At 39.0% G+C, this 18,871-nt stretch carries 18 protein-coding genes; 3 read left to right on the top strand and 15 right to left on the bottom strand.

Translation table 11 applies throughout. The features are described from left to right. Nucleotides 1-35: 35 nt before the first annotated feature. The 4 genes from Gferi_RS20605 to ftsE all read right to left on the bottom strand — a co-directional run bounded on the left by Gferi_RS20605 (nt 36) and on the right by ftsE (nt 3,506). Entirely contained in the window at nt 36-608 is a 573-nt protein-coding gene (locus Gferi_RS20605) for a nitroreductase family protein (RefSeq protein ID WP_069979858.1), read from the bottom strand. Nucleotides 609-776: 168 nt separating this feature from the next. Beyond that, on the bottom strand, nt 777-1,904 hold the full coding sequence (locus Gferi_RS20600) for a murein hydrolase activator EnvC family protein (protein WP_069979856.1): 1,128 nt from the start codon (nt 1,902-1,904) through the stop codon (nt 777-779). Between the two features lie 29 nt (nt 1,905-1,933). Then, nucleotides 1,934-2,830 (bottom strand): permease-like cell division protein FtsX, encoded by an 897-nt coding sequence (ftsX, locus tag Gferi_RS20595; RefSeq protein ID WP_083273874.1) that lies wholly within the window; start codon nt 2,828-2,830, stop codon nt 1,934-1,936. Then, nucleotides 2,820-3,506, bottom strand: coding sequence for a cell division ATP-binding protein FtsE (gene ftsE, locus Gferi_RS20590; RefSeq protein WP_069979852.1), 687 nt, complete (start codon nt 3,504-3,506; stop codon nt 2,820-2,822). The genes ftsX and ftsE overlap by 11 nt, the downstream gene beginning before the upstream one ends. Before the next feature lie 287 nt (nt 3,507-3,793). On the opposite strand from ftsE, the gene Gferi_RS20585 reads away from it, so the two are divergent. Then, the gene (locus Gferi_RS20585) at nt 3,794-4,363 is read left to right on the top strand and encodes a 5-formyltetrahydrofolate cyclo-ligase (protein WP_083273670.1); all 570 of its coding nucleotides are present in this window, start codon (nt 3,794-3,796) and stop codon (nt 4,361-4,363) included. 209 nt (nt 4,364-4,572) lie between these two features. Here the strand turns inward: Gferi_RS20585 and Gferi_RS20580 are convergent, their stop codons facing one another. Beyond that, a complete protein-coding gene (locus tag Gferi_RS20580; protein ID WP_069979850.1) occupies nt 4,573-7,035 on the bottom strand; it encodes a Lon protease family protein in 2,463 nt (820 codons plus the stop codon). Between the two features lie 134 nt (nt 7,036-7,169). Beyond that, the gene (locus Gferi_RS20575) at nt 7,170-7,643 is read right to left on the bottom strand and encodes a protease complex subunit PrcB family protein (RefSeq protein WP_069979848.1); all 474 of its coding nucleotides are present in this window, start codon (nt 7,641-7,643) and stop codon (nt 7,170-7,172) included. A 181-nt stretch (nt 7,644-7,824) separates the two neighbouring features. Here Gferi_RS20575 and Gferi_RS20570 point away from each other — a divergent pair, with 181 nt between their 5' ends. Both Gferi_RS20570 and Gferi_RS20565 read left to right on the top strand, forming a co-directional pair. Beyond that, nucleotides 7,825-8,892, top strand: a complete 1,068-nt coding sequence (locus tag Gferi_RS20570; protein WP_069979846.1) for an asparaginase — start codon at nt 7,825-7,827, stop codon at nt 8,890-8,892. Then, nucleotides 8,880-9,929 carry an asparaginase gene (locus tag Gferi_RS20565; protein WP_069979843.1) on the top strand — a complete coding sequence of 350 codons (1,050 nt, stop codon included), beginning with the start codon at nt 8,880-8,882 and terminating at the stop codon, nt 9,927-9,929. Before Gferi_RS20570 ends, Gferi_RS20565 begins: the two co-directional genes overlap by 13 nt. Before the next feature lie 37 nt (nt 9,930-9,966). Here the strand turns inward: Gferi_RS20565 and Gferi_RS20560 are convergent, their stop codons facing one another. The 9 genes from Gferi_RS20560 to Gferi_RS20520 form a co-directional block, all read right to left on the bottom strand. Continuing rightward, nucleotides 9,967-10,908: a transketolase family protein gene (locus Gferi_RS20560; RefSeq protein WP_069979840.1), complete on the bottom strand. Its 942-nt coding sequence runs from the start codon at nt 10,906-10,908 to the stop codon at nt 9,967-9,969. Continuing rightward, complete coding sequence (locus Gferi_RS20555; RefSeq protein WP_069981538.1) at nt 10,908-11,726, bottom strand: transketolase; 819 nt, start codon at nt 11,724-11,726, stop codon at nt 10,908-10,910. Before Gferi_RS20555 ends, Gferi_RS20560 begins: the two co-directional genes overlap by 1 nt. A 27-nt stretch (nt 11,727-11,753) precedes the next feature. Then, nucleotides 11,754-12,620, bottom strand: a complete 867-nt coding sequence (locus Gferi_RS20550) for a YitT family protein (protein WP_069979836.1) — start codon at nt 12,618-12,620, stop codon at nt 11,754-11,756. A 207-nt stretch (nt 12,621-12,827) separates the two neighbouring features. After that, on the bottom strand, nt 12,828-13,553 hold the full coding sequence (locus tag Gferi_RS20545) for a WecB/TagA/CpsF family glycosyltransferase (RefSeq protein ID WP_207645771.1): 726 nt from the start codon (nt 13,551-13,553) through the stop codon (nt 12,828-12,830). 12 nt (nt 13,554-13,565) lie between these two features. Further along, nucleotides 13,566-14,648 carry a polysaccharide pyruvyl transferase CsaB gene (gene csaB, locus Gferi_RS20540; protein WP_069979834.1) on the bottom strand — a complete coding sequence of 361 codons (1,083 nt, stop codon included), beginning with the start codon at nt 14,646-14,648 and terminating at the stop codon, nt 13,566-13,568. After that, entirely contained in the window at nt 14,645-15,784 is a 1,140-nt protein-coding gene (locus Gferi_RS20535) for a glycosyltransferase family 4 protein (RefSeq protein WP_069979833.1), read from the bottom strand. The genes csaB and Gferi_RS20535 overlap by 4 nt, the downstream gene beginning before the upstream one ends. Before the next feature lie 87 nt (nt 15,785-15,871). Next, nucleotides 15,872-16,417, bottom strand: coding sequence for a DUF4330 domain-containing protein (locus Gferi_RS20530; protein WP_069979831.1), 546 nt, complete (start codon nt 16,415-16,417; stop codon nt 15,872-15,874). Then, nucleotides 16,398-17,696, bottom strand: coding sequence for a nucleotide sugar dehydrogenase (locus Gferi_RS20525; RefSeq protein ID WP_069979829.1), 1,299 nt, complete (start codon nt 17,694-17,696; stop codon nt 16,398-16,400). The genes Gferi_RS20530 and Gferi_RS20525 overlap by 20 nt, the downstream gene beginning before the upstream one ends. Then, entirely contained in the window at nt 17,686-18,870 is a 1,185-nt protein-coding gene (locus tag Gferi_RS20520; RefSeq protein ID WP_069979828.1) for a glycosyltransferase, read from the bottom strand. Before Gferi_RS20520 ends, Gferi_RS20525 begins: the two co-directional genes overlap by 11 nt. Nucleotide 18,871 lies beyond the last annotated feature (1 nt).

The following is an 18,871-nucleotide window of genomic DNA, read 5'->3' as shown; positions in this document are numbered from 1 at the left end:
AACTGACATGCTTCCGTTAGCCACTGAGAATTCCTTCACCGTTCTAAAATTATATCTTCTAAAGCCCGCTTTGGCACATGATGGACACCTGCATCATCTCTCCAGTATTTGATATCTTGCCCATCCGTAAGATTTTCTAATACTACAGTCTCCTTAGGTTTCCCTAATGCAATTACTGCCAGAATTTCATATTGCTCCGGTATATCTAAATCCCGTATCAGACCATTTCTGTCAAAGGCGCCAAACATGCATCCGCCCAATCCCTTTTCGCAGGCTCCCAGCAAAATACTTTGACATGCCAAACCATGATCCCACCAATAATTTTTCGAAATTGTGGTATCACCAAGAATCACAATATATCCCGAAGGCTTTTCTCCCTCCACTGGGCCTGCCCAATCCTTTAAGTATCCAGCCCAGCGTAAATGCTGAAAAATCAACCTATTTTCCTCTTCCTCACAAGAAAGAATATATTTTAAAGGCTGCAGATTTCCAGCTGACCCGCTTAGCCTGGCAAGGCCTACCAGTTCTTTTAAAATTCCTTTGTCTAAAGGAACCTCCTGATAGAATCTTCTATAGCTTCTATTCTTCTCTACCAATTCACGCAGCACAAGTCCACCTCCTCAATGATTTTTGATCACCTTCATATGTTCCTTTATATTTTTATTAAAGTAGGGGCTGTTTTCATGCCTGACCGTTGTATTTTTCACCAATACCATTTTGGGACAGGCGCAGAAACCTGCCCCTACATTTTAAGTACACTGATTCTCTTCCTTATTCTATTTCACCCAAGGTAGCGGATCTACATATTCACCGTTTTTACGGACCTCGAAGTGTAGATGGGGACCTGTGGACATTCCTGTACTACCTGCTTTTGAAATCGTATCTCCCCGTTTTACTTTATCGTTTTCTTTAACTAGTAAACTGGAATTATGGGCATATAAAGTTACAATTCCGCCACCGTGGTCAATCATAACCGTCTTTCCATAACCCCCAAGCCAATCTGCATGGATAACTGTTCCATCTAATGCCGCTACTACATTTTTTCCCGAAGGAATACCAATATCAATACCCGTGTGCATCTTTTTCGTTTTTAATATAGGATGAATCCTATTTCCGAAGGGCGAAGTAACTCTCGTGTAACCTGGTGCCGGCCAAGCCATCTGGCCTCCTACATATTCCCCTTTGGATTGCTTTTTCTTAATTGTGGCAATCAGTTGATTCGCCTCTTTGTTCAACGCATCGATCTGTTCCTCCAGCTGCTTATTGTCCTGCTGCAGCTTTGCCTTCGCACGGCTTATTTCCCCACGGCTTTGTTCCAAATCTCTTTGCTTTACTTCCATGTTTTTTGCCATAGCTACCATCTTGGATTGCTGGGTCTCTAAAGTTTTTTTCTTAATTTCTACCGCATCCCGCTGCTGTTTCATATATTTCAACAAATCAACATCATGATTAAATATTTTTTGCACCATATCTAACTTAGAAAACAGTTCTACAATGTTGGCAGAATCTAATAATACTTCTGCATAACCTACATTTCCATTCTTGTACATCACTCTAAGCCTTGCATTCAATACATCTTTTTTATCATCTATACTGGCTTCTGCTAATTGCAGTTCCGTTTTTGTCTCGCTTATTTTCCTCTGTGTCAAAGTAATATCTGTACTGATTTGACCAATTTCCTTCTCTGTGCTATCAATTTTTTCATCTAAAACCTTGATCTGCGTATTGAGATTTTTTTCTTGATTTTTATTTTGAACTAGCTTTGTCTGCTGATTTTTTAATTGTTTGTTCAACTGCTCCAGTCTCTTTTGTTCGTTGGTTACATCCATGGCAAAGACCCTTAGTGAAAAAGTCAGTATTAATACAAATGTAAATAGAAATAAAAAAATTCGGTTTCCTTTCATACTCTTTTTTGTCCCCCTTTACACATTTTCTATACTTTCAAGAATTTTCTCATAGAAAATATGCTTCCTAAAGCCCCAATTCCAGTACCTAAAACCAAGAATATTACTGCTAGATTGTTAATAAGCAATGGCGTAGGAATCATATAAGCTGAAACCATAACGTACATTTTTTCCGTAATCAAATCGAAAATGTTTTTATAGCTGTACCCGATTACTACTAATGCAATTATTGATCCTGTAAATCCTAGGATCATTCCCTCTATGAGGAATGGCCATCGTACAAACCAGTTGGTGGCACCTACATATTTCATGATGTTGATTTCCCTATATCTAGCTGCTACTGTAATTTTAATCGTATTAGAAATAATAAACATTGAGATCCCGATTAATATTCCAATTACAATCAGCCCTGTCGTACGGATAAAATTTGTAATCTGTAACAGCTTGTCCACAACATCCTTGTAGTATTTGACTTCCTCTAATCCGTCAATTTTTTTTACTTGACTTACAACTTGCTCTGAATATGAAATATCCCTCAGCTTCAATACATAGGAATTGGGTAGTGGATTCGACTCAAGGCCTTCCAACAGGTAGCCATGCTCCCCCCACTGTTTTTTCAGATCCTCCAAGGCTTCTGCTTTGGATATATAATAGGCTGATTCAAGTCCTTCCATACGATCAACCATTTTACCGATTTCGTCAATTTCCTTCTGATCCAGATCATCCTTTAGATACAACTGTATCGAGTCAAATTGTCCTTTTGCTGTTTCTGCCAGACTGTTGATATTGAGTACAATCATAAAAACAATACCTAAAATAACCAATGCAGAGGCTACAGAGCCGATAGATGCAAAAGTCATCATCCGATTACGCCATAATCCCTTGACCCCTTGACGCATCATATAGGATACAGTTCTAATCTTCATAGCCATACACACCTTTCTTATCGTCTCTTACAATTCTTCCTCCTTCGAGTGCAATTACCCTCTGCTGCATCATATCTACAATTTCTTTGGCGTGTGTAGCCATTACCACAGTGGTTCCTCTGCGGTTAATCTGTTTAATTAGTTTCATAATTTCCCATGCAGTATCTGGATCCAGATTTCCTGTTGGCTCATCGGCAATTAGAACTGAGGGGCTGTTTACAATAGCCCTGGCAATGGAAACCCTCTGCTGTTCTCCTCCCGAGAGCTGATCTGGATACATATTTGCTTTGTCACTTAAAGATACCATGCTTAAAATCGTTGGAACTTGTCTCCTGATTTCCTTCGGACTTGCTTCTATAATCTCCATGGCAAAGGCTACATTTTCAAAGACAGTCTTATTTTGCAGCAACCGGAAATCTTGAAAAACAAAACCCATCTTTCTTCTGAGCATCGGGATTTTTCTTCTTGAAAGATTTGTTGTATCCATTTCGTCAATGATGATTCGTCCCTCAGTAGGTTCAAGTTCTTTCAAGAGCAGCTTAATAAACGTGGATTTTCCTGCCCCGCTGGGTCCTACTAAAAACACAAAATCGCCTTTATTAATTTGTATATTTATATTTGAAAGCGCTGATGTACCGTTCTTATACTGCTTTGTGACATTAAAGAATTCTATCATTTGACCAACTCCCACTAATTCATATACATTTCTACAAAATAGCTTAAATCTCCTTTTTATTGTAACATGAATTTATAATGCATTTGTCCTAAATTTAAAAAATAGTAAAAAAATAATACAATTTGTAGATTCTAATACTATTATAGTATGTTTTGCCTTTTTTTCCAAACCCTAATACTTGCCATCCAGCACCAAAAAATTAATAGCATAATTTCACTCTACCTCAAAGGATTCATTCTATTCTATAGCGAATTAAGAAATCGAAAATACTTCTAGGAGATGAGATTGTGAAAAAAGAGATGAGAAAAGAAATATTACACCATAGGGGAATGTTGTCAGAGGGGGAAATCCTAGAAAAAAGCAAATCAATTTTTCACCGTTTGAAGAATTTCCTACCTTACAAAGAGGCACAAAATGTAATGGTTTATATTGATTTCCGAAGTGAAGTAAAAACCGATGGGATTGTCCAAGATTTGATTGCTGGTCATAAAAAAGCAATTGTCCCCATTTGCGTGCCTAAGACAAGAGAGATGATTTTATCCCATTTGAAAAACCCTGCCAAAGAACTTGCCGAGGGAACTTTCGGCGTATTCGAGCCTAAAGAAGAATACATCCGCTCTGTGGATGCATCTGAAATTGATTTGGTAATTGTTCCCGGTGTTGCCTTTGACCGGAAAGGTTATCGTATTGGTTATGGCGGCGGTTACTACGACAGATTTTTTGAAAAGTTATCCAAAAGAATACCTACTGTAGCCCTTGCCTTTGACCTGCAGATTGTCGAAGCTGTACCTGCAGAATCTTTTGATCAAGCAGTAGATTATATCATTACAGAATCAGAACTGATTGAATGCAAATAGGGTAGACAAATGCCTACCCTCAGCTTGTTAACAAAGTCATATTTTTAAACAAACCCCTATAAGCTCCCGATTCGCGACTTGACGAAGGTCACTTTTTTCAACTTGTTTTATTCAATAAAAGTGGCCTTGTCATGGAGCAGGGAGGATCTTGTGAGGGGGGTATAATCAGTCTTAGAGTAGGCAATTGCCTACTCTATCTCTGTCTTTGCTTACACTCTCATCTTGCTTATTTCCTTTCTCTTTCTTTTCTTTTTTCTTTCATTTTTTCGTTCTTTTCCTTCTTCTGCGCCTTCTTCCTCTTCCAGGAATTTCTTTAACTGCTGATTCACTCTGTAATACACACTATCTTGTGTATATTCTCCGGATTCATCCTTTACGCCAGCAGGCACTCCTGTCAGTATCTCTATGCCTTCTTCCACACTTTTAATGGCATAGATATTGAACAACCCGTGTTCTATCGCTTTAATAACTTCATCATTCAGCATCAGGTTTTTTACATTTTGATGTGGAATCATAACTCCCTGTTTTCCGTTCAGTCCTTTCAGCTTGCAAACCTTAAAGAAGCCTTCGATTTTTTCATTGACACCACCAATGGGTTGTATCTGTCCTCTTTGATTGACTGAACCTGTTACTGCAATATATTGCTTAACCGGTATCTTCGATAAACTGGACAGCAGTGCATATAATTCTGTACTAGAGGCACTATCTCCATCTACCCCTGAATAAAGCTGCTCAAATACAATGTTTGCTGATAGGGATAAGTGTTTGTCCTGCGCAAATTTATCGCCTATATATCCGTTTAAGATTAGGACACCCTTGTCGTGAATACTTCCACTCTTTCGTACTTCTCTTTCGATATTGATAATGCCCGATTTCCCTTTATAAGTGGTAACGGTAATCTTACTGGGCTTTCCAAAGCTGTATTCTCCTGTGCCTGTAACAGCAAGTCCATTGATTTCGCCAATCTTTTCACCCTCAACATCTAGCAGAAGGGTCCCATCCTCAAACATCTCCATCGTTTTTTCTTCGTATTTGTTATTGCGCTGAACCTTTTCTGCAATAGCCTTTTCTACATGAATAATCGTTACATGGTCTGAGCCCATCATTTCTGCCCAACGATCCGCTTCATACAGTATTTCTACTACTTGATTAAACCGCGAACTCAATTTATGCTGATCATCTGCCAGACGAGAACTGTACTCAATCATTCGTCCTACGGCACTTTTATCAAAATGCTTTAACCCTTCTTTTTCGCAATGGGTAGCGATAAATCTGGCCATCTTGTAAATATTTTCTTCACTACGTTCCATCTCAATATCAAAATCAGCCATGATCTTAAAAAGCTTTTTAAAATCTTCATCATAGTTGTATAATAAATAATAGGTGTATGGATCTCCAACAATGATAACTTTGATATCAAGAGGAATCGGTTGTGGTTTTAGGGTAGAAGTTACTACATATCCAACCTGTTTGTCCAATCCTTCAATAATTATTTCATTTGTTTTTAAAGCCCGTTTTAATGCATTCCAAGCAAAAGCATTGGTTAGTAAGTCCTTTGCTTGAAGAATGAGATATCCACCATTGGCTTGATGCAATGCACCGGCTTTTACCTCTGTAAAATCCGTTTTCATAACACCTAATTCATTTTTATACTCAATTCTGCCCAGAAGATTGTAATAAGTGGGGTTTGTTTCATTAATAATAGGTGCACCTTTCTTTTCGCTATTGTCTATAAAAAGATTGACTCTATAACGATCAAAAAATGCCTCTGTCGAACGCATCTGGAACATTGCTAAGGGATTATTCATATCTTGTCCCTGATCAGACTTGAATTTATCGATATGCCCTACGATATCATCTTCAAGAAGTTCTAAAAATTCAATAATGGATTCCCGGTCTCCAAACTTTTCCTTTAGTTGAGTAATATAGAAATCAACTGCATCAAAACCGCTTTTTTCGTCTAATTGTTTTATGCGGTTCCTATACTCTTCTTCTAATGCCCGAAGCTTATTAAAAACATCTATGGTTTCTAAGCTTAACTGACTGGAATTTTGCCGCAGATGATCCATCTCCTGAGAGGTTAAATTTCGATACTCCTCTTCGCTCATTGGTCGTCCCTCTTTTAGAGGAACGCTTATCAATCCACGTTCCGTCTGGCTAAACATAAATTGATAAGATTTTGCCATTTGATTTAATTCATCAATGATCTGCTGTGTATACTTCTGGTATTGTTGAACGAGCGTACTTTTTTTGTTCTCATACTCTTTACTTAAGAAAATTTGAGGTATTTCTTTTTGTAAGATTTCAATCATGTTCTCGATTTCTTTTTTTAGATACTTTGCTGTACCATTTTTCAAACTCAGTGCAATAGGACTGTCCGGATTTTTAAAATTATGAACATAAACCCAGTCATCCGGTGTTTCCTTTGATTCAGCTTTCTTTTCTGCAATTGATAGTACATAGCTGTTGCGGCCTGTCCCACTTAGCCCTGAAACAAATATATTATAGCCCTTCTTTTTTATATCTAAGCCAAATTCTAGAGCTTCTGCAGCCCTTTTCTGACCAATGATTCCCTGCAATGGATATAAATCTGCAGTTGTATTAAAATCAAAACATCCTATATCACATTTGTTCTTCAGTTTGTCCACTGGGACTCTATATTGATCTATCATTTATTCAACCTCCCTATTTTAGTTTGTTAATATCTATACCCGGATATGTACCTTACAAAAAATAAATTTGCTAGTTTTTGTAATAATTGTAAAGAAAACAGAGACAGCCCGCATCTTATGATACGGGCTGCACATTATTCATCATATTTTACTTTTAACTCTATCTTGTCAGGCAGTTCTTTTAGATTGGTTTTTGCAACGGTATATGGATATGTAATCACTTGTGTAACCACGTCTCCAGGCTTAGGATCCTCGAAGGTTACATAAATCACTAGTTTATTTTTATCTTCTTCTTTTACTTTCATAATGCGATCTATATCAACCGTAAATCCACCTGTCGGCTTTTCTCCCCTTGTAGCGATCACATAAATATCTCCGTCTACCTTACACGCCAGCGCCCTTTCTAATGCTTTATATCTGGGCAGTATCTCCTGGACTTTCTGCGGTATCATTTCCTCACTCAGTATTTCAAAAGCCACGTTTCCATCATCCTTCATAAAATATTTAAGCGTATAAATTCCTGCAACCACGATCAAAATTACAACCGCTACGATTGCAATGGTTCTCCAATTGAGAGCCTTAAGATTGAAAGACCATTTGAATTTCACCCATATCCCCCCTTATTCCTTAATATATACTACATAGTATTCTGAATGTCCCCTAAATATTCTATATAGATTTCAATAAATCATGAATATTTGTCTTTCACTTCTCAGCGATCATCAAAACATGAAAATTGATCTTTCGGTTATACTAATACAGAATTCTAGCAAAGAAAAGGAGTTTTATATGAAGCCTTTGGTCGTACTTACAAGAAGTCATCGTGTAGAAAGCATCCATAGCGGCGCTATTTGCATTAGTGATTATCATAATCAGCTGCAGTCGCGCATAGGAAATGAGCAAAAAAAAATATATCTGCGTTCTTCAGCAAAGCCCTTTCAGGCGGTTGCTCTTGCAGCTTCAGGATCATTAGAAAAATTTGGAATCAGCCTTGAAGAATTGTCTGTCATCTGTTCTTCCCATAGTGGAGAAGATTTTCACCGGCAAGCGGTATATTCTATACTTCAAAAAATAGGTTTGACGGAGGAAGATCTAGACTGCGGTATTTGTAATCCTTACAATCCTGAAATGCTTACCCGGATTACGTGCAAACAGGAAAAGCCATCTCAGCTTTTCAACTGCTGTTCTGGTAAACATGCAGGCATGTTGGCATTATGCAGATTTTATGGTTATCCTACAAAGGGATATGTAGAGAAAACCCATCCAGTTCAACAACTGATTCTTAACACCATAGCTTCATTATTAAATATCCCTTCTGAAGAGATTGTCACAGGACAAGATGGGTGCGGCGTCCCTAACTTTATGATCAGCCTTCAACAGGCAGCCTATCTTTATGCGCTTCTGGCAGCTGGTGAAAAAGGACATTCTCAATACGGATTTGTTTTGTCCAAAATTGCAAATGCTATGCTGGCTTATCCTAGAATGATTAATGGAGATAGTGAATTTTGCACAGAATTGATCAATTATAGCGGTAGAAAGGTAATTGGCAAGGTGGGTGGTGAAGGTGTATACTGTCTAGCCATACCAGAAAAAGGGCTGGGTGCTGCTGTAAAAATTGCTGACGGCAATGAGCGCGCTGTTTATCCCGTTGCCCTTCATATATTAAGACAGCTTGGCCTTACGGACAGGGAAATGGAAGACCGATTGGTATTATGGGCATTTCCTCCTATTAAGGACCATCGGGGAAATATCATAGGATACACGCTACCTGTTTTCGATGTTCTTCAAGGTACTAATGAAGCCATTAAAATAGGTGACAACTTTGTTTTCAAAGGAGAATGCTTATGGAAGCACTAGCAGTTGTTACTCGGAACGATTTAATAGAAAGTGTCCATTATGGAACCATTTGTGTAACGAATTCTATTGGAACTGTGCTATATCAACTTGGTTCTCCAGATACATCTATTTTCTTTCGTTCCTCTGCAAAACCTATTCAGGTAATTCCTTTGCTGCAATCAGGTGCAGCAAAAGCTTATAACTTTTCACTTGAAGAGATCGCACTTGCCTGTTCTTCCCACAGCGGGCAAGGGCGCCATCAGGCTGCTGTTCAGAAAATGCTCGGTCGTCTGAAATTAGGAGAAAAAGATCTGCATTGCGGTATCATGATGCCCTACAATGCCGACGAAAGCAACCGGCTTATATCAACAGGGGATAAGCCCTCTGTATTCCATTGCAGTTGCTCCGGCAAGCATGCTGCCATGCTGGCTTTAGCAAGTTATAAAAACCTTCCTATAGATACCTATGAGGATTTAGCCCATCCTGTACAACAGGAAATTTTAAAAACTATCGCTGATTTTGCAGAACTAGACCCCAAAAGTATTCCTGTTGGTATTGACGGCTGCGGTGTGCCTATTTATCTTTTACCTATTCGTAATATCGCACAATCCTATGGGAAATTAATGTACCAGGCTATTCATTCCCATTCTCCCTACCATCCGGCTGCAAAAACTGTAGTAGATGCCATGTTGGCTTATCCTGAAATGGTCAGTGGCGATGATGAGTTTTGTACAGATTTAATGCGGTTAACCCATGGCAAGTTGATTGGTAAGGTAGGTTGTGAAGCAGTTTATTGCATCGGTATTAGAAATCAGCAGTTAGGGGTATGCATCAAAATTGTTGATGGAAACGAACGGGCAATCTACCCGGTAGTCATTCACCTTTTAAAGCAGCTAAATGTACTGGATGAGAAAGAAATAGAAACCTTAAAGAACTGGTATCATACACCCATTTATAATAATTTAAAGGAACAAATTGGAGAGGTAGTTCCTGTATTTGACATTCATCAGCCAAAGGGTGCTGTGCCTCTTCTGGGAAAGGATATTAAGGATTTCTAAAAAAATTCTAAAAAAAGAGAGGCTTCCCTCTCTTTTTTTACTTCATTGCGATCGCAGCTTTAGCAGACTCAACGATGGCCTCTGCTGTCAAACCGTATTTTTTCATTAACACATCAGGCTTTCCAGACTCTCCAAAGGTGTCCCTCGTACCTACGCGCTTCATGGGTACAGGCTTATGCTCCACTAAAACTTCTGCTACTGCCGAACCTAGACCGCCAATGATATTGTGTTCCTCTGCAGTTACAATTGCACCGGTCTCCGATGCAGCCTTCACAAGTATCTCCTTGTCAATAGGTTTAATTGTATGGATATCGACTACGCGTGCTTCTATCCCTTCTTGTGCTAAAATATCCCTGGCCCTTAATGCTTCTGCTACCATGACGCCGGTAGCAACCAAGGTTACATCCTTACCACCCTTTACTTCGATTCCTTTACCAATCTCAAAACTAAAATCCGCGTCATCATAAATCACTGGTACATTTAATCTTCCCAATCGAACGTAGACAGGGCCATAATAATCTGCAACTGCAAAGATTGCTTTCTTTGTAGAAACTGCATCAGCCGGATTGATTACAACCATATTCGGAATAGCTCGCATACAGGCCAAATCTTCTAAGGATTGATGTGAAGCTCCATCCTCACCCACAGTGATTCCTGCATGGGTCGCACAAATTTTTACATTCAATTTTGGATAACAGATAGAATTTCTAATAATTTCAAAGGCTCTTCCTGTGGCGAACATAGCAAAAGTGCTTGCAAATGGAATCTTTCCAGCAGCGGAGAGACCTGCAGCTGTGCCCATTAGGTTTTGTTCTGCTATGCCCATATTGAAGAAGCGATTTGGGAATTCTTTTTGGAAAACAGCAGTTTTAGTAGACTTTGATAAGTCTGCATCTAATACAACAATATTTTCATTAAGTTTTCCTAATTCAGCTAAAGCTTTTCCGTAGGCATCGCGGGTTGCAATTTTTTCAGTCATTACAGCACACCTCCCAGTTCTTCCAAAGCTTTTTCAGCCTCTTCTTTCTTTGGTGCATTTCCATGCCATCCTGCTTGATTTTCCATGAAAGATACACCCTTTCCTTTAACTGTCTTTGCAATAATCACCGTTGGTTGATTTTTCGTACTCTCTGCTTTTTCCAAGGCATCAAAAATCTGATCATAATCATGACCGTCTATCGCCACTACGTTCCAACCAAAGCTCTTCCATTTGTCCGTGATGGGATTAATATTCATTACTTCATCTGTATTTCCATCGATTTGGAGTCCATTATAATCCATGAAAGCCGTTAAATTATCCAATTGATAATGGGCAGCAGCCATAGCAGCTTCCCATACAATCCCTTCTTGTACTTCTCCGTCTCCAAGAAGTACATAAATCCGGTTAGATCGTTGATCTAGTTTAGCTCCCAATGCCATTCCAATGCTCGTTGAAAAACCCTGCCCCAATGATCCGGTAGACATCTCAACCCCTGGGGTTCCCTTCATATCTGGATGCCCTTGCAGCATGGCATCTACATGTCTTAGTTTTAAAAGTTCTTCTTTAGGGAAGAAGCCTTTTTCAGCTAGTGCCGCGTAGAGTACTGGTGCAGCATGTCCTTTTGATAAAATAAACCGATCCCGCTCTTCCCATTTTGGATTTTTCGGATCTATCTTCATTTTCTCAAAATAAAGTGCTGTCATAATTTCTACAGCAGACAAAGAGCCTCCCGGATGACCTGATCCAGCAGCATAAACAGACCGGATAATGCTTCTACGGATTTCCAATGCCGTTTCATTTAATCTTTTTTGATCCACCTTAACCAAGTAAAATCCCTCCTAATCTTATTCAAATTTCTTAAAGCCTTCTCCAAGTACCTCATGTACTGTGGTAACCATAATAAAAGCGTCACCATCAATAGAATGGACAATATTCTTTAGCTTTGCTACTTGTGTTCTGTCTACAATACAGAGAAGTACATCCCGATCATTTCCCGTATAAAATCCAGTAGCTTTTAAAACTGTTACACCGCGGTCCAAGGTCGTAAGAATCTGTTTCCCAATCGCCTTCGATTCCTTTGATATGATAAAAAATGCCTTCCCATAACTCAAATCCTCTACAATAAAATCAGCAATTTTTACAAGTATGTACAAAGCAATAATTGAATATAAAGATGTTTCCAGCCTTCTGTTGACGATTCCTGCCAAGGTTACAATTACTAAGTCCAAGGCCATCATCATTTTAGGTATGCTCATGTTTGGAAAATATTTATTTAAAATTGAAGCAGCTAAATCTGTACCTCCAGTGGTCCCTCCTGCACGGAAAACAAGACCGATTCCAACTCCCATTAATACACCACCATAAAGGGCCGCTAATAGCAAATCTTCAACCATAATGATATTTTGTCCCAATGAAATTATGAACATCCTAATAAATAAAGAGAGCATGAATGTTCCGTAAGCAGTTTTTAATCCAAATCTGCTTCCTAAAGTCATCAATCCCAAAATAAATAGGGGAATATTGATCACTAAGTTTGTCACATCAATAGGAATACCCAAAACCTTATTGACAACAATGGCTAAGCCGGTTACCCCGCCGGGCGCAATGGTATAAGGTTCCAAAAAGTAAATGAGTCCTAGTGCCATGATCAAAGTACCAACAGTAATCAAAATATAATCCAATAATACAGACGATTTGCCTTTTATACCCATTTTTTCACCTCCACTATTATATCACAATTTGTCTTCTAATTATTTATTTTTTAGCAATCGATGCATACTTATCCAACGATGTGATATTCACAATAAAATATTTCACAGGCCCACCCGCATGAAAAAATCCTCTCAAAATCTCTCTATGGCTGCTGCAAAGGTTTTAGCAGTTTCGGGAGACTTGTCGAGGATAGCCAGTAATAAATGCTATTTTTTGCTAAATAATACCTTTATCATAAACTTTGGTAATGACATCATACGTTTGTATCGCCAAGGCTCTTTCAACAGGCGGTAAAACCATTCCAGACCAAGTTTTTGATAAACCTCGGGTGCACGCTTAACTGTCCCGGCCCATATATCCACACCGCCACCTACCCCCATAGCTATTTTAGCTTTTAGTTTATCTCTATACTGGAAAATCCACTTTTCTTGCTTCGGGGCGCCTAAACCCACAAATAGAATATCTACGTTGCTCTGATTTATTTTTTCAATAACCGCAGCAGTTTCATTTTCTTGGAAATAGCCGTCATTGAACCCACTGATACAAATCTCCGGAAACTTGATTTGAATATTTTTGCAGGCAACTTCTGCAATACCGGGTTTTCCGCCTAAGATATAGATGGATTTTCCATGCTGATTACAATAGGAAAGGACTTCTCCCATCAAGTCTACGCCAGTCACCCGCTCCTTTAATCCTTTATTTAATATTTTAGAAGCATAGATCAGTCCAATACCATCGGGAATCACTAAATTTGCAGCCTTAATAGCGTCCAGCAGTATTGGATCCTGCTGGGCTGCCATAACAATTTCTGTATTCGGCGTATAGATCACTTGGAGATTTTCCTGCTGGAAAAAAGCTACTGCCTGGTCCACTGCCTTTGGCATGTCCACCGCATCTATTGGAACCCCCATAATTTCAACCCTATTTATCATGTTCTCACCCGCTTACTCTAACAATCTTACGGCGATTTCACCGTTGATAGCTGCTTTCCTTTTTAAATACGCAGCAACCTCTTGCAGCATTTTCTCATTGCTTTCCCGTTCATTCCATAAACGGTCAAATTCACTACAAAGCTTAATAAAATCCAGTTCCTCTACTTTTCCGATATTGGTCTGTTTGACCACATCTAAAAAACCTTTAATTTTCGGATCATATTCAATCCCAATCATTGGAACACCCATTCTTGCTGCAAAGATCAGTGCATGCAATCGCATGCCAATTAGAAAATCCATTTTGCCAATGATGCCAATCATTTCTTTAGGACTTACTTCTCCTTGGAGCACATAGGCTTTGTTTTTCATCTTACTGCAGATTTCCTCAGACAAGGCAATATCCTTTGTAAACTGCATTGGCAGAAACACTACATTCATATTTCTTTCAATGATATAGTCACAAACCGATGCCAACACCTTCACAATACTGTCAGCATGTTTCCAAGGCCTTACGGAAATTCCGATCAGCGGCTTATCCATAGGAATTTCCTCTTGTTCCAAAATATGAAGGATACGGACCTGCACTTCCGGCTCTAACACAAATGTTGCATCAGCAGTAACTTCAACACTTTTATTTAATCCTATAGCCTCAAAGGTTTTCATAGAGTCATAATCCCGCAGGGTAATACGATCCACGTTGCGGAGAACACGCTGCAGCAAATGCCTATTCCACTGCTTCGTGATAGGTCCAAAACCATTGCCATAAAACATTACTTTCTTACCCATTTTTTTTGCTAAATAGATGATACTTAAGTAATAGATCAAGGATCGGCTGCTGGTAATATCCTGCAGTAAGGAGCCACCACCGCTTATCACCAAATCAGCTTCTTTGATTGCTTGGATGATTCCTCGGAGACTATTTCTACTCACGGCATGAATCCCGTGAAGCTTTTCTGTATATTGGGCATTATAGGATAGGGCTGAGATTTGAATATCTTCTTTTTCCTTTTTCAGCGTAGAGACAATAGCAGAAAGAATGGCTTCGTCGCCAATATTCTGAAAACCGTAATAACCAAATATAAATACTTTTTTCATGTGCCCTTCACCTGCATATATACTGTATGATATTGGCTAGCCATCTCTACTGCTGAAAAATGTTTCTTTCCGTATTCAAAGAGCTGCTGCCCAAACTGCTCCCGTCTTTCCGCTGAATTGCCCAATGTAATTAAATGATCTCCAAAAGCCTTATGATCTCCTAATGGAAAAAGCAGTCCTGTTCGATCAGAAAGTATCAACTTGCTTACATCTCCAACATCAGAGCTAATGGTGGGCTTCTTCATTTTGGCACCTTCTAACAAAGCATAGGGGAAACCTTCGCTATAGGAAGTAAGCGCATTGATATCAATCGCATTAAAAAAATCATAGGGATTTTGTACAAATCCAACAAAATGCACCGCATGTTCAATCTGTAGTTTACTGCAGAGCTTTTGTAGATTCTCTATTTCAATACCGTCCCCGCCAACGATAAAACGAAGATGACCTGCCTCTTTTAATGCTTCTGCTGCCCCTTCTAAAAATACCTTATGACCTTTTACAGGATGAAGTCTGCCGAGAATCCCTATATAAATACAGCAAGGATCATAAGGGATATTTAGCCTTTTAAAGTATTCCTCCCGCGGTGTATAGCTCATTTCACTCTCAAAATCTAGCCCGTTAAAAATATAGGATATTTTTTTATTTGGAAAGCCCCGTTCAACCAATTTTTCCTTTAGTTCCATAGAAACAGTAATATAATAATCCATAAAGCGTAATGCAATAGCGTTTAATGGTGTAAAAATCCATCTTTTATAGAAGGTATCTTCGAAGTCCAATCGATAATCACTATGTATGGTAGTGATCACAGGAATCTTTATTTTTCGCTTTAGCAACATGCTGATTAGGTTTGCCCGCGCACCATGAGAATGGATTAAATCATATTCTTCGCTGTCAACAATAGCTTTAATCTTATCCACTACAGACATATCCAATCTTGAAGGCTGCTTGATTAACTCAATATCAAGTCCCATGGCCACTGCCTCTTCATAAAAGATCCCTTTTATGAAACACAACACCTTTACTTCGACATTTTGCTTTTGAAGATTCTTCACAAGTGTTAAAACTTGAACCTTTGCCCCTCCAATATCTCCACCGCTGATTAAGTGGAGTACCTTTAGTTTTCGATTTCCTTCCAAGGGAAAAACCCCCCCTTTCCTGAGTCGGTCATTTCCATATCGAACAAATCTGTGAAACAAAGGCAGCGCAAAAAGCACTGCCTGAGTCTACTCTGTTCTTACACCAATAATTACTGCTTGCGCTTTGCTTTTATGGGTATTGATAATCAAAATATTCCCAACAAGCACATCATCTTTTTGAATTTGAATACTATTATTATTTACCTGAGCCTTGCCTGTCACCGTAAGAATAATATTCAATTTATTCGGAACTTCCTTCATTACATAGTTTCCCTGCAGATCCACTACTGGCTCTTGATAGGGCTCCGATTTAATCTCTGAGATCGTTCCTAAAACTGTTTTTGAATTTGCATCTTTAACAATGTCTCCTACGGAAAAACTCTCTAATGCAAAAGGCATTACATCCTTTATGAACATATCCATTTCAATTTCCTGCAACACAATCTGCTGGTTTTGCTGCGCTCTCGCTGCCATTTTTGTATAGGTACCAAAAGCCAGAACCACAACCATTAATAACACAACTAAATCTATTAAGTTGATCAGACCGAATAAACGGCCTTTTTGATCTATTAAACCCATTTTTACACCTCGCTCCATTGATATTTGACCTGTTTTAAAGTCCTTCAAATACAAATCCTTTTCCTTCTACAAGTTCTTTGCAATAAATATTTCTAGTATCTATAATAAAGGGCTTGTCTCCAGACATAAAGCCTCTAAAATATTCTAATTTGTCAAAATCAATACCATCCTGCTTTGCCAAAACAATAATTCCGTGAGCATTTTGCAATGCATCCTCGAGTCTATCTGCCAGATAAGGGTGTTGTGCAGGGATCGCAGGATCGTATACAGCCACCTCAATATCCTGACTCTGCAATGCCTCTATAACATCTAAAGCAGGACTCATTCGATCGTCTGATGAATAGTCTTTCATGGCCATTCCCAGAATACAGATTTTTGCATCCTTTGGTGCTACCTGCAGGTTTTTTACAGCCATTTCTGCTACACGATTAGGTGTTCCTTTATTGATAGCTCTCGCTGCAGCCGATAGCTCCAGGCCTACGCCCAGCTCATCTGCCCTAGGTTTTAAATAATAGAAAGCATTGGGTATACAGTACCCGCCTACACCTGGTCCCGGATACAACAGATTTACCCTTTTATGGGTATTTGCTACTTTGATGACTTCGAAGATATCAATGCCCATTTTCTTTGTAAATTTCGCAAATTCGTTTACCATAGCAATATTAATATCTCTTGAAAGATTTTCCAATACCTTAGAAGTCTCTACTACTTCTATGGATGAAGCGATAACGATCTCTGCCTTTGTTACAATCTTCAATAATTTTTCTGTGGCCTTTGCACTGGCCTCATTCACGCCACTAACCAATGTAGGCATATTTTCAAATTCATCAAAGGCTTTTCCTTCCGCAATTCTCTCTGAGGCATATCCCAAAAAGAAATCCTCCCCAGCCTTTAATCCGCTTTCTTCTAAGATTGGTTGAATAAAGCTGCGCACTGTACCTGGAACCACAGTACTTCGAATAACCACCAAATCTCCTTTTTTTAAGCCTTTTGCGATGGTCTTGCTCACACTTTCCAAGTGACCCATATAACCATTTCCGTCAACTACCGGAATACCCACCGTCACGATAAAGCTGTTACACTTCTCCATTGCAGCAGTAGGATCAGCTGTTGCTTCAAATCTTCCAAAAGCAAGTTGTGTCTTCAAAATCTCTTGGATCGACTCACCCTGATAGGCTTCCAGGTGATGGGTAATGCCCTGATTTAATTCTTGTATTAAGCGTGTATCGATGTCTACACCTACAACCTTTGCACCTCTCATGGCAAAGCTCAATGCCAAGGGCAATCCAACAAATCCGAGGCCAAATACGGCTATTTGATTTCTATTTTCCATGTTTTTTTCCTCCCAACGTTTCTTCAATGATCTGTAGTATATCCATTACTTTTCTATCCCAAGAAGATTCTCTTCCCTTCTCGATCCGTTTTTGCTTCAAAATCTCGCTGTTTTCTTCTAAAGCCCTTTGTATATTCTCCAAAAAAGCATCCTCATTCTCAGAAATCATTACACAATCTCCAAAAGTGCGAACCGCTGGCATATCTACTGTAACAATGGGTTTTCCTGTAGCCAGGTATTCATAAAACTTTAGAGGACTTACGTTTTTGGTCAGATTTGATTGTCGAAAAGGATTGATACAAACATCAAACCCCTTTATATAATGGGGCAGTTCCTCCGGTTTTTTCCCACCTACAAAGTGTACGTTCGGTAAGGATTTTAGAGGTTCCACATTAATGCCTGCACCAATCGGTCCTACCATAAGAATAGACCAAGTGGGATTTTCATTGGCAATACGGTAAATCAGTTTTAAATCAATCCACTCTTGAATCACACCTACAAAGCCAATGATCGGTTTTTGTAAGCCCTTAATTTCTTGAGCAATGGGTGTACTTTCCTGATCGACAGAGTTAAATAGTTCAAAGTTTACACCGTTGGGAATACAGTAGGTATGATCATTGTAAGATCGCTTTGATTCATATAAACCCTCTGCTGTAACAAATACCAGATCACAGCTTTCTGCCAGGGCCTTCTCCATTTGCAGAAGTGCCTCCTTATGAATAAATCCTTTGTATTCCGAATGCTCATCCACACAATCATAAATAAGTCCTTGATATTCCAGCTTTTTTATCAAGTCTAAGCTGTTTGGCATATAGGTCCAGATCAAGGGATTCTGCATACCATGGCTTTTCATAATCCTTTTGATAAAAATGGACTGCCACCATTGATTCAATCGATTGATCCAAGGGTACATATTTCCAAAAGGAAGCACTGGCGGCGGGCAATAAACCGTAATATTCTCCTGAACCTTCTTCGTTCCTTTTAGAAACGCTGTCAACTTAAAGGTCATGCTTCGATCCTTCAAGGGTGAAATTAATGTGATAGGCGGTTCTATATAAAGAATGTCATAATCCTTTGGTAATCTAGACATTACCTGTTGCTTCCTAGTGGGAATGGGAAACCAGTCGATAGATGAAATACAAACAACTTTACGGGGTATATTCTTATAATCCATC

The organism is Geosporobacter ferrireducens (genome assembly GCF_001750685.1).
GTDB classification, from domain to species: domain Bacteria; phylum Bacillota; class Clostridia; order Peptostreptococcales; family Thermotaleaceae; genus Geosporobacter; species Geosporobacter ferrireducens.
Note: the sequence above shows the minus strand (reverse complement) of the source record. Positions and strands in the feature narration are given on the sequence as shown.